Annotated in this window: 9 protein-coding genes; 3 read left to right on the forward strand and 6 right to left on the reverse strand. The window is 32.3% G+C overall.

Going from position 1 to position 13,457, the window contains the following annotated elements:
- The first annotated feature begins 311 nt into the window (after positions 1 to 311).
- Positions 312 to 2,696 (forward strand): hypothetical protein, encoded by a 2,385-nt coding sequence (locus ABD077_RS00355; RefSeq protein ID WP_343909384.1) that lies wholly within the window; start codon positions 312 to 314, stop codon positions 2,694 to 2,696.
- A 223-nt stretch (positions 2,697 to 2,919) separates the two neighbouring features.
- Positions 2,920 to 5,322 carry a hypothetical protein gene (locus ABD077_RS00360; protein ID WP_343909386.1) on the forward strand — a complete coding sequence of 801 codons (2,403 nt, stop codon included), beginning with the start codon at positions 2,920 to 2,922 and terminating at the stop codon, positions 5,320 to 5,322.
- Here the strand turns inward: ABD077_RS00360 and ABD077_RS00365 are convergent.
- Complete coding sequence (locus tag ABD077_RS00365; RefSeq protein WP_343911956.1) at positions 5,319 to 6,800, reverse strand: helix-turn-helix domain-containing protein; 1,482 nt, start codon at positions 6,798 to 6,800, stop codon at positions 5,319 to 5,321. The genes ABD077_RS00360 and ABD077_RS00365 overlap by 4 nt on opposite strands.
- 119 nt (positions 6,801 to 6,919) lie before the next feature.
- Between ABD077_RS00365 and aceB the strand changes: the two genes are divergently transcribed.
- Complete coding sequence (gene aceB / locus ABD077_RS00370) at positions 6,920 to 8,518, forward strand: malate synthase A (RefSeq protein WP_343909388.1); 1,599 nt, start codon at positions 6,920 to 6,922, stop codon at positions 8,516 to 8,518.
- 157 nt (positions 8,519 to 8,675) lie between these two features.
- Here the strand turns inward: aceB and ABD077_RS00375 are convergent, their stop codons facing one another.
- The 5 genes from ABD077_RS00375 to ABD077_RS00395 form a co-directional block, all read right to left on the reverse strand.
- Positions 8,676 to 9,434, reverse strand: coding sequence for a M15 family metallopeptidase (locus ABD077_RS00375; protein ID WP_343909390.1), 759 nt, complete (start codon positions 9,432 to 9,434; stop codon positions 8,676 to 8,678).
- 232 nt (positions 9,435 to 9,666) lie between these two features.
- Positions 9,667 to 11,394: an efflux RND transporter periplasmic adaptor subunit gene (locus tag ABD077_RS00380; RefSeq protein ID WP_343909392.1), complete on the reverse strand. Its 1,728-nt coding sequence runs from the start codon at positions 11,392 to 11,394 to the stop codon at positions 9,667 to 9,669.
- A gap of 2 nt (positions 11,395 to 11,396) precedes the next feature.
- Complete coding sequence (locus ABD077_RS00385) at positions 11,397 to 12,095, reverse strand: PepSY domain-containing protein (RefSeq protein WP_343909394.1); 699 nt, start codon at positions 12,093 to 12,095, stop codon at positions 11,397 to 11,399.
- A 4-nt stretch (positions 12,096 to 12,099) separates the two neighbouring features.
- On the reverse strand, positions 12,100 to 12,810 hold the full coding sequence (locus tag ABD077_RS00390; RefSeq protein WP_343909396.1) for a heavy-metal-associated domain-containing protein: 711 nt from the start codon (positions 12,808 to 12,810) through the stop codon (positions 12,100 to 12,102).
- 74 nt (positions 12,811 to 12,884) lie between these two features.
- Positions 12,885 to 13,457, reverse strand: a complete 573-nt coding sequence (locus ABD077_RS00395; protein ID WP_343909398.1) for a DUF3347 domain-containing protein — start codon at positions 13,455 to 13,457, stop codon at positions 12,885 to 12,887.

Raw genomic sequence — 13,457 nt, forward strand, 5'->3', positions numbered from 1 at the left:
AAATGAAGAAAAGTTTAAATTGATAGAACCATTAGACAAATAATACCAACTTATTTAGCTAGTTTAAATAAGGTTATCGACTCAAAAAAAAATCTGTCGTAACCTATAGATTTGACCATTAGCAGTAAATGAATCAATCGATTCATTTTTGTATACTTATAAAGGCACAATATTAACAAAAAGTTAAAATTACGCATCAATACACTGAAAAACCGAAAAGTATGGTAACATTTCATTAGGTTATGATACGTGTATTAAAAGCTATTTGTAATCAAGGCTTTTTCATTTTGGTTCACTAATAAACTTTCATCATGCACAAATCAAAGAACACTCTTTTACTATTCTTTTGTTTATACGTTACCATAAGTTTAGGACAAGTAAGACCTGATGCTGTTAAACAGGTATTAACCAAAAAAAGCGAATATTTTACCTTAGAACGTGAGATCATTCATCTACACACTAACAAAACCACCTATATTACCAATGAAGAAATTTGGTTTAAAGCCTATGTATTGGATCATATAAATCATAAACCTTTTCCTACTACAAAAAATTTATACTTAACACTCTATAATGAGCTTGGTGACAAAATACAGCATAAACTATATCTAACAGAAAAAGGGCTGGCTAATGGTGCTTTTAACATACCGAAAGATCTTACCACAGGAGAATATACCCTAATGGCTTCAACAGCACATCAGGACAACTTTAAAGAAGATGAACGGTATTATAAAAAAATAACAATCCAAAACTTATCCCAACCAGAGATCAATGAAACATCTGATGAATTAACAGCATCCTATGATATTCAAGTACTACCCGAAGGAGGAAATCTATTAGAAGGAATTATAAATACCTGTGGGATTAAAATAATCGATCAACAAGGTCATAGTGTAAAAGAAGTAAACTCTAAACTATATCAAAAGGGAAATCAAAAACCAATAACACAGGTATATCTTAATAAATTTGGAATGGGAAAATTCTCATTCACGCCTTTACCTAATGAAAAATACTATGTAATCTCTACTATTGGAAATACTGAAATCAAAACAGATCTTCCTATTGTCCAAAAAAGAGGAATTACTCTAAAAACATCTTTCCACCCTTCAAAACCATTACTTATTGTAGACTTAAGCACTAATCAAACAACACTGCCTTCTATTAGAAACAAAGAATTTCATATCATCATTCATCAATATCAGAAAAATACTGGCTTTTCCATGTCATTTACTGATACAGAAAAAACAATGAAATTAGCAATACCATTAGAAAAACTGCCTTACGGTACAAATACTATATCAGTCTTTGATGAAAATTACAATCCAATTGCTGAAAGACTTGTTTTTAACAATATTCATAATAAATCTTTTTCCTCTAAAATTGTAAGAACCAATCTTAAAAAAGACAGTATTATTACCACTCTAAAATTAACATCAAAAAACAAAAATATCGATAATGCTTCTATTAGCGTATCCATACTACCCGTGGAAACTATCTCTAATAATGATAACGGCTCTATTATCAATTCAATATATCTACAACCCTTTGTAAAAGGATATGTAGAAAATGCAGAATATTACTTTAAAAATTCTACAAACCGAAAAAAACAGGATCTAGATGTTTTATTATTAACCCAAGGATGGAGCAAATATGACTGGAAAAACATTTTTAGCGATATCAAACTACCTGTTGTGCCACATGAAAACGGAATCACCTTAACAGGAGCTATCAATATAACGAATACACCAGAAAGCAAACTCCTAGTAAACTCACGTAAAAATAAATTTACCGAAATTATTGGTTCTGAAAATGACAAACCACTTCGACACTTTATTTTTGAAAACCTAATCTTTCAGGATTCTAGCAAAATACATTTCGCACTTATTAACAACAAAAACAAAGTCACCAATGCCAATGTAAAAGCTAGTATAAAATCTTTTAACCCTGCTAACTCTAATGAAAAAGCGTTTTTGATAGCCTCTACTCCTAATCAAAATTATTTTAGTGAAACCAATAAAACAAGCTTAGATCTCGATCAGGATTTCTTTAAAACCGAACAACAATTAGAACAAGTTTTTATTACGAAAAAAAAGTATAGAAGTAGAGGAGCATATTGGTTTAATCGACATAAAGCATACATTCCGGAAGATATGAAGCGAACCTCAAATCTAATGAGTTATTTGCGTACGAGGTATTTTCAAATAACAAGAACAAACCCTAAAACAGGAGATTATTCTACTCCCATTTTCGCACGAGAATATAGAGGTAAATTTAAAAGCTATCCTTTTATTGTAAACGGAATTTCAAAAAATCCTGATTTTGCAAGTCAAATTCGTCTCAAGGATGTATACAAGCTATATATTAGAGATGAAGTAAATTTACCTCCTTTAATATTAGTCTTATGGTATCCTAATTTATATGACCAAACAAGAGTTGAATCATTATTGGTAACCAATGGCTTTCAATCTAAAAAGGCGTTCTACACTCCCAAATACAAATCGTATGACAACTTATTTTTTCAACAATATGGTGTCTTAGGGTGGATCCCAAATGTTCAAAAAAATCAAAATAACGAATATGAATTTTCTTTTAAAGACACTGCTATTAAGGAAGCAAAGGTTTTTATAGAAGGAATCGATCAAGAAGGGAACCTTATTTCGGAAGCTAAAATTATTCAAATACCTAGTAACCTATAAAACAGTTTTGACAACACATGATTATCAACTTAAATGTTCTCTTATATCATTTTTAAGATAACAATTGATTCCAGAGTATTTTCAGTGCTTTTAAGTTTATATCGACAAAAATATTAATGATAATAACGCCCCATATTTTTAGTACTACAAAATTACTTAAAAACTAAGTCATTCATAATGAGTGTTTTCTGATGTTTTTTGTATTTTAAGGGAAAAATTCATCATGCACAAATCAAAAAACATCCTTTTAGTCATTTTTTGCTTGTATTATACGATAGGTACAGGGCAAATAAAAATTGATTCTATCAACCAAGTATTGATTAAAAAAAATGAATATTTTACCCTAGAACGTGAGATCATTCATCTTCATACTAACAAAACCACTTATATTACCAATGAAGAAATTTGGTTTAAAGCATATATCCAAGATCATCGCACACACAAACCTTTTGCAATTACTAAAAACCTATATATAACACTCTACAATGACTTAGGAGAAAAAATAGCTCATAAATTATTCCTGGTTAATTATGGTTTTGCAGATGGTAATTTTACAATACCAAAAACTCTTAGTACTGGAGATTATGTGTTAATGGCTTCTACAGCACATCAAGAAAACTTTACAGAGGACCAACGCTATTACCAACAAATCAAAATCAAGAACTTATCGCAACAGCCTGCAGAGAAGACTGAGAACGAAATAAAAAAATCATATGACATTCAGGTACTCCCCGAAGGAGGAAATTTGTTAGAAGGCGTACTTAACATTTGCGGAATCAAAGTCATAAATCAAAAAGGCCTAGGGGTAAAAAAAGTAGTTTCTGAGTTGTTTGAACAGGGGTCTGATATGCCAATATCAACATTCAATCTCAATAAATTTGGCATGGGTAAATTTACCTTTACGCCTTTACCTAACAAAAACTATTATATCGTTTCTAATATCGACGATACTAGAATCAAAACTCAAATCCCAAAACCACAATCTAAAGGTGTTTTACTGCAATGCTCTTTACATCCTATAAAACCGATGTTAATTGTAGAACTTAAAACCAATGAGGCTACACTTTCTTCTATTAAAGAAAAACAATTTCATATTCTTATACATCAATATCAAAAAACCAAAGGGTTAACAGCTTCTTTTAAAGAGAATACTACTGCAATAAAATTAGCAATCCCTCTTAAAGACCTGCCTTTTGGAACTAATACAATTTCATTATTCGATCATAATAACAATCCAATCGCTGAGAGATTAATTTTCAATGATTTTCATGATAAAATAATAGCTTCCGAAAACATCAAAACTACTATAAAAGAGGATAGTATTGTAACTTCCTTTAACATAAAATCTAAGAACCTACTTGTAGAAAACGCATCTGTAAGTGTATCCATTCTACCCGTTGAAACCATTTCCAATTCCAATCACAAATCCATAATTAACTCTACATATCTACAACCCTTCATAAATAGCTACATAGAAAATCCTGCATATTATTTCCAGAATGTAACCAAAAGAAAAAAATATGATCTTGACATATTATTATTAACCCAAGGTTGGAGTAAATACAATTGGAATAATATTTTTAGAGACAATATAGCATATACAACTGAACATGAACAAGGAATGACCCTAAAAGGAGCTATTAACAGAATCATGTCTGAGAAAAATAACCTTTTAATTACATCTCCTGAAAATGAATTTACCGACCTTTTACTACCAGAAAATGGAAAGCCCTTAAGAAATTTTGAATATCGAAATCTTTTCTTGAAGGATTCTACTAGTTTACAATTCTTAATCAATGACAACAAAAACAAACCAACAAATTCGAACATTAAAGCACGTATTACTTCTTTTATACCTCCAGAATTTAGCGAGAAAGTCTCAGCTATAAACAAGTCATATTTCTTTGACGAAAAACAAAAAACAAATACTAATACAGATATGGCAAAAGAACAGCTATTTCAATCTGCAGAACAATTGGATGAAGTTTTGTTATTTGCAAAAAAAACACCTAAACGAAAAAGTAATACGGGCGCTGTTATTTCTGGAAGGCATAAATCCTATTTGGATGATGGAGAAAGAAAAGCGCAAGTTCACCTAAGAAGATATCTTACTACAAGAGGTTTTGCAATTGTGCCAGATGTCGGTCTTTTCCCTTTTAAGGTTATTAAAAAAACAAATAATGATACAGTTTCATTTAAATTTTTTGTTAATGGGATTCAAACAACACCTTTTATTGGGAAACTAAATGGAATAAATCTGGAAAACGTAGAAGAAATTTTTATAATTACTAATGACTTAGCTCACGAAAATTCTATTTCTGTTTATGGTGCCAATATAAATTCAATACCTACGGAACAACATGTGAGTAAAATCACAGTAATCAATGGTTTCCAATCTAAAAAGGCATTCTATACCCCAAAATATAAATCTTACGATAGCCTATTTTTTAAACAATATGGTGTATTAGGATGGATTCCTAATACCAAAAAGAACAAGAATAATGAGTATGAATTTTCATTTTTGAACACGCTTAATAAAGAAGTAAAAATATTTATCGAAGGTATTGACCAAAATGGAAACCTTATTTCGGAAGTTAAAATTATTCAAATACCTAACACCCTCTAAGAATACTCCTTTACAATATCTGCTACTAACTGAGATGTTCTTCTAAACCTTTCTTTTGACAACAAACGTTTTGGAGGTGCTTTTCTTACTTCGCAATCTGCAATAGAACACGATTCGCAGGTAACCCCTACTTTTACTTTTGGTATTTTAGCATCGTTTACAAAGCTGATCTTTTTTTCTAAGGCATTAGAGATTAGAAAACCTATTCCTATGCTACGATAGTAGTCTTTTCTAAACGGATCTTTGGTTGCCGAAGTAAACACTAAATATTGCTGATCTGTATCTGCATAATCTGATATCTGTATATCAAAGGAATACGGCAAATCATTATTAGCCGTCCTCTGTAATGTTTTAATTGCCATCCACCTTCTACAATAATGCTCATTGATCTCATTAGCATGTGGTTGTTGTTGATGCGTAATATGCAATTCTTTTACTAAATTAAATCGTTCAATTCCTTTCTTATGTGTAAATCTTAAAAAGAACACATTTTGCATTCCGAAATCCTTTGGCAAGACATTGGTTAAACGCTGATAAAACGATTCTGGCGAAGCATTATACAACTTCATTATCTTATGAAATGCATCTTCAGAAAATTTCTTTTCACCAAACAATTCCTTCAGATGCTCCTTGAGATGATTTCTCGGAATAATAAGTGCTCCAGCAAAATAAGATGCATAGAAATTATGTAACACCTCTTCGAAATTATCATAACGTATCCATGAGAAAGTGTAAGGTCTTTCGGTAATTTTCATATACTGATACCCCAATTCTTTTGCATAAATAAATGTTTTTTGAGGTTCATCTACTCTATCTGATAATAACAATGTTTTCGTTGTAGGCACAAATACCGATCTCAAGTTATCCAACTCTTCCTGTTTCGGTATTCCTTTTGTATTTATGGTATATCCATATTCTTCTATCAGGATTTCTTCTAATTCTGCTGCTCCAATGTTACCAGATAAATCCAACTGATATGAATTTGCAAAACGCACTGCTGTATCCTCTAGATCCTTGAAAAAGTTATTATGTGCTTCTTGATAAGATCTTAGAGAAGCTAGGTAAAACCCCTCTCTACTCATATTATAATGTTGTGCTATTTCTATAATAGTACTAATAAAAGCATTTACTTTTGAGGGTGCATTGGCGATAATATCGATAAGATCACTTTGCTGAATACCAAATAATTCAAGTGGTATTTCATCCAAAATTCCGGATTGCAAAATCTCTCCAATCGGCGCAAGATTTTTATCCAACTTTAGAGAAACCAAACTATCATAAGGCACCTCTAAAGTTTCGGCTAGTTTTATAATTTTATCCGTTTTCGGATATTTTTTTCCTTTTTCTATTTCATTCAAATACGATTTAGACAATCCACTTAATTTAGATAAACCAAAAAGTGACAAATCCTTATCTGTTCGTATCTGCTTGATTTTCAGACCAAAAATAAGTCTGATATATTCTTCTGCTATTGCCATAAAACCAAAAGTAGGAATTTCTGCGAAAATTTTCAAAAACAAAAAATTCACATTTAGCGAACGTTCGCTTGTTTTATAAAAAACTTTTTTTTAATATTGTTCACTCAAACGATATAGTTATGGAAACTCAAACAAACCTAAGTCAGAAAATTAGCTTTACGAAAGAGGTGAAAAATTATCATCCAGAAATTCTAACGGATGGTGCTTTAACTTTTCTAGAGGCTTTGCATAATCGTTTTGACGAAAGACGATTAGAACTTTTAAGAAACAGAGAACAGCAACAACAGTTGTTTGATTTAGAAACTTATCCAGCTTTTCCGGAGAACACGAAAGAGATCCGTAATAGCGAGTGGTGCGCTGCTCCTATTCCAGCTGATCTTCAGGATCGTAGGGTAGAAATTACTGGTCCAGTGGACAGAAAAATGGTCATCAATGCTTTAAACTCAGGTGCCAAAACATTTATGGCAGATTTTGAAGACAGTAATGCACCCTTATGGGAAAACTGCTTACAAGGTCAAAAAAACCTGAAGGACGCCGTCAACAAAACTATTTCGTTTTACAATCCTAAAAAAGACAAAACCTATCAACTTAATGAAGAGATTGCTACCTTAATTGTACGTCCACGAGGTTTACACCTTAATGAAAAACACTTGTTAATTGAAGGTAAAGAAATTAGTGCTTCTATATTCGACTTTGCTCTTTATGTATTTCATAATAATGAGCGATTAAAAGAAAATGGTACTGCGCCTTACTATTACATTCCAAAATTGGAACATTTTACAGAAGCAATTTGGTGGAATGATGTAATTGATTTCACAGAAGAATACTTAGGATTAGAGCATGCTACGATTAAAGTAACTGTGTTAGTAGAAACGATTACCGCAAGTTTTCAACTAGATGAAATTATTTATGCATTAAAAGAGCATATCGTAGGACTTAACTGCGGTAGATGGGATTATATATTCAGTTATATCAAAAAATTGAGAAATCATAAAGATTTTGTAGTTCCAGATAGAGCTCAGGTTACGATGACCAGTCCATTTATGGATGCATATAGCAAAAGAGTGATCCAAAGGTGTCACAAAAGAAATATACTAGCTATTGGTGGTATGGCGGCTCAAATTCCGATCAAAAATGACGAAGAGCGAAACAATCAGGCTTTTGCAAAAGTGAAAGTAGATAAAGAACGTGAAGTAAAGAATGGTCATGACGGAACTTGGGTAGCACATCCTGGACTAGTTCCTTTAGCTATGCAGGTTTTTGATATGCACATGCCTGAAGCTAATCAACTAGATGTAAAAAGAAATGATGTAATTGTTACCGAAGAGAACCTTTTAGAAATCCCACAAGGAACGATCACCGAGAGAGGAATCCGAGAAAATATCAATGTTGGTATTCATTATATCGCTACCTGGTTAGGAGGAAATGGTGCTGTAGCATTGTACGACTTAATGGAAGATGCTGCAACAGCAGAAATCAGTAGAACGCAGATCTGGCAATGGCTTAAAAATGAGGTGAAACTAGACAATGGTTTACGATTGAACTCCAACATGTTCCATATGCTTTTTGAAGATGAACTAAAAACTGTGGAGAAACAAGCTGGAACAGATCTTTTTAATGGTAAAAATTATCAAAATGCAGTTCAGATTTTTTATAAACTAGTAACTGATGAGAGATTTGAAGAATTCTTGACCACACAAGCCTATAGATACTTATAGATAGATGATATGTTTCTGACCGTAAACTAATTTCAACTATTATTTGAAAGAGTTGGCTAACAAACACAGAAACTGAACAATTCTAATTTTTTCCGATTTTATAATTGTGCTCGTATGACATCCGCTTTATGCGGATGTTGTTGTTAGCAGTTATGTCCTAACCACACTTCCATTTAAAATCAGCAATCTTAAACTTTTTGTTTTTAAAATTATAGTGCCACCATTCGGTTCGTATGGTAGAAAAACCATGCTTTTCCATAGTTTCTTTTAGCAACTTACGATTGGCAAGGATTTCATCTGACAAAGCTTTATAAGAATGATGTGCTTCTTTCCCAAAATGATCAAAATCAGTACCCATGTCTAATTGATTTCCTTGTAAATCCGTTAATGTAATATCTACCGCAGCTCCTTTATTATGAATTGATCCTCCTTTGGGGTCTGCCACATAACCTGGATTAGGAAATATTTCCCACATTTTCTTTTGTACACTATGAGGGCGATAGCAATCAAAAAGCTTGATTCTATATCCTTTTTCCATAAAATCCTTATTGGCATTAATCAATGCTTTTGCTACAACTCCTCTTACAAAACATTTAGCACAAGAATACACCGCCTTTTTAAGAAAGTTATCCTCTGTAGCATATTTCATATCCAATACAAAAAAGTTAGAAAGCTCTTCTATATTTACAAATTCATCATCTTTAAACTGTACTTTAGACTTCTCTGAACTTCCGAATCGATCCAAAGAATCTTGCCAAACTTTCATATGTTGTTCGACTCTCTCTGCTCGTAACTGAATAGCTTTAGATTTTTCCAGCAATGCTAGTGTACTCGCACTAGTCACTGTTTGTACAGGTGTTTCCTTACATGAAAATAGTAAGGATAAAAATGTAATAAAAAGTAGTTTTTTAATCATATTCCCAATCTTTTCTGATCACATTTATTTGCTTGAGTATCACATAAAAAATCATTGCACATTTAATGCTTTTTCTTTAAAAACATAATGCACAATTAGTAATAACTGTAATCTCTTAAAAAACGTAATCCAATATTTCCCTAATTTAAAGATACGTCGTTTTGCTTAACCATTAAAATAAAATTGTATTATTTTACAAATCAAAGCTTTAAACATAATAATTCTAAGTAAGCTACAAGCGCTCTAAAGTATTGATTACACTACCGCAAGCAAGCATTGCATCACCAAAATAAGGGTTTCTAACTTCCTTTTCTTTACTTAACCATATAGCTCCTTTATTATCATTAGCCATAGGACATTTTTGTATGTAGATTGTTTCAGAAGTGTTTCCGATTTTATGGATTAGCAGATTTAAATTTTTATTCAGATCTTTAAAATGAGCTCTTTGATTTATTAGCTCTTCTTTATCAGAAATACCTTGTAAATGCTTTTTAAGGTTTTGTAAATACGCTAACTCTTCCTGTGGTAATTCTGAAATATTTAGATTCTTTAATTGCGATAACATTTTCTCCGAAAAAGTAGCAGATAGATTCGCGTCACTAGCCACCAGCGCATCTTTGAGACTAAAATAAGACAACAATGCTTGATTGAACAATTTTCTGAAGTCAACAGATATTGCAACTTTTTCAAAATCTACATCTTTTGCAGAATCACTTTGATTGCCTCCTAATTTCATCATTGACTTTTTTCCTTGTAATTGTGCCGCAGCATCTACAGTAAAGGTTCCATTAGTAACTATTTCCTCTCCTTTCTGTAATCCAGACAAGATCTGGTAAGAATCACTATTCGAGTTCCCTAATACTACTTCTCTCATTTCAAAAACTGGTGTTATACCCTTCTTTTTTACATATACTAATGACCGCTTTCCGGTCCAAAGCACTGCACTTTTAGGCACTACTATATTCTCTTTTTCTAGGTCATTATCAGAGACTGAAATAACTCCCTCAATAAACATTCCTGGTTTAAACAAAGCATCTTTATTAGTTAATACAGCTCTAGCACTAACCGTTCTAGAAATTTTATTAAGAATTGGATCTATAAAGGAAATTTTCGCTTTTATCTTAGTATCCGGATATGCAGTGGTCATTATATTGATCTCTTGTCCTTTTTGTATTATAGAGATCTGATTTTCATACACGTCAAAATTTGCCCATACCGTATTCAAATTTGAAATCTTATATAATACTTGTCCTCTTTCTATATGATTGCCTTCCTCGACCATTTTTTCAGAAACTATCCCTGAAACTTGCGCATGCAAGGGGAACATTTCCATAATATTACCAGAAGATTCTATTTGATTAATCTGGTTCTCAGATAGTTTTCTAAGTTTTAATTTATTTCTTACTGCTTTATACAATTCAGGTTGCTGTTCTTTAAGCTTTGCCGCAGTTAATAATTCTTGCTGTGCAGCCACTAGTTCTGGAGAATAAATTAGAGCAATTCTTTGTCCTTTAGCTATTTTCTCTCCGATTGCGTTTACCAAAAGTTTTTCGATCCTACCCGTAAAATGAGTAACCTGCACTGTAGTCTCTTCTTCATTTTCTTCAATCTTACCAGATAGTCTTATCTCTTGGGAGTTCGTACTTCCATCTCCAACGATAGATGTTTGAATGTTAGCTAATGCCATAGCATTTTCTGTCATTCTAAATTGATTTATATCTAAATCAGCTGTCATATTTGTAGTAGGAATTAAATCCATTCCACATATTGGACAATCCCCAGACTCTGATTGTTTAATCTGGGGGTGCATAGAACACGTCCAAATTTGATCAACAACTTCAGTATTTTCATCATGAGCATGATCCGAGTTCGATTGGGAGGAGCTTCCAAAAAGTAGATATCCAATTCCAACACCAACAAATAATACTACTATCAAATAAATGGCACTTTTCTTCTCCATAATTACTTTTTTATCATTCTTCTAATCGTACTGGACGAGACATACCACAATACAAAGCCACTTATTACTGTGATAAGTCCTAATAGAGAAAAGATTCGTAATACCACTGTATTAAAATCATCTCTCCCTTCGTAATCCATGGTATGGGTCATCCATAAAAAATCAAACCATCTCCAAGATTGATGTCGTACTCGCTGAAATGACCCATCTAAAGCTGCAACATACGCTTTTACATTTTCGGGATGATCATAATTAATCACATAAGCTGGTAAAGACCTGCCTCTATATTCATGATGCTTATCGACTTCAGTTATATAATCGATCGAGATTACTTGTAAATCGTCTCGCATTTGCATTTCTGCAACTTTTAAGGCTTCTTCTTCAGAAATTTCTGGCTTTATAGATCCAGAGGATGCATCTACCAGAATACTATCATTAACCCAATAATATGGTTTATTAGCAATCGTTCTCAGTTCTAATGCAGAAACTTCCATTCTAGAAGTGATGATATCCAATCCTTTTAAATTGCTATGGACTATCTTTTCCTGCTCTTTTTTAAAATGATCTCCATGTATTTCATCAATATCCGTCCAACTGAAATACAATCCACTTATCGTCCACATCAAAAACTGGATTCCAAGAAACAATCCTAAATAACGATGTGCTTTTCTAATCCAAATTGCTGTTTTTCTTTTAACCATATACTTAACTATTAAAAAGCATTATAAATGCCATAACAAGCATGATAGCATTTTCTATAAATGTAGCTTTCGTCATTGGTAACTTTAATGCTGTTCCTAAACAGGCACATTGAATGCTTTTTTTATCCATCAATACTTTTGTTACTCCAAATGTGGTAATACCTAAAACTACTATCGTAACTAATAAAGCTATCGGGATATTAAATCGCATTAAGAACATCAGCCCTAAACCAATTTCGATAAAGGGATATATCCAAGCGTAAGAGGAAAGCTTATTTGCGAGCGGATCATACATCGCAAAAGATTTAGCAAACCCTGACAGATCCAATAGCTTAAAAAAGCTAAAAACAATGTAGAACAATCCCATGAAATCCATCATAAAATTATCGGTATCCCATTGTTTATAATTCAGTAATACTGATGCCATTGTTATATACCCCAGAATTAAGAAAAGAGGAAATAACTGTCTAGTTTTATTTTCAGTGGCGGCAACATGATAAGCATTTGACTTATCTTCTTTCTTTTCTGTTATGGTGTACTTTTTAGGCATCTCTTTTAATACTGCATCAATACCCAAAGGCTTATGCACAACTAAAGATGCTTCTTTTGTTTCAAGATTTACGCGGGCTTCTTTTACCTCAGCTATCGAATTCAGTATTTGTTCTACCTGAGTTCGACATCCGTTACAAGTCATCCCTTCTATGTGATACTTCACTTTCACACGTTTAAATTTTAGTAATCGTTTAAAAATCTATCCTCCTAACTCCGCAAAAAAGCATTGTATAGTTTTTACTGTATGGTTGTATCTACTTTACCACAAGTAAGCATCTCATTCCCGTAATAAGGATTACGAACCTCATCAGAATTAGACAACCAATACCCTCCATTTCCTTCGAAAGCCATCGGGCAAAACTGCTTATACACTTTTCCAGAGGTAATAGTCGCTCCATTTATTATTTTTTCAGTTTCTTCTGTTAACGTAACAAAAAAATCTCTCTGCTTTTTGATCTCTTTCGTAAGAGAAATAAGCTTTGTAGTTGCCTTCAATTGTTTATTTTCATCTGAATCGTCCAACAACTCTTCCAATTTTTTAGCTTCTTTTTGTACTAATTTTGCTTTAGAGTTGACTAATTGTTTTTTTACCAAAAGATATTGGTTATATAATTTGGTAATTTTTTCATCGCTAAAAACCACTTCGCTTTTTGATGATGTAAGATCCAGGTCTTTATCTTCTTTTTCACTTACTTCTTCGGTTACCGGAGTATCATCAATATTTTTTGTTGATTCCTTTTTATCTTTTGCACAGGACATCATTAGTCCGATTATTAGGAGCACTAATACTTTATACGTTATTCTATTCAT

The organism is Aquimarina litoralis, from assembly GCF_039523995.1.
Classification (GTDB): domain Bacteria; phylum Bacteroidota; class Bacteroidia; order Flavobacteriales; family Flavobacteriaceae; genus Aquimarina; species Aquimarina litoralis.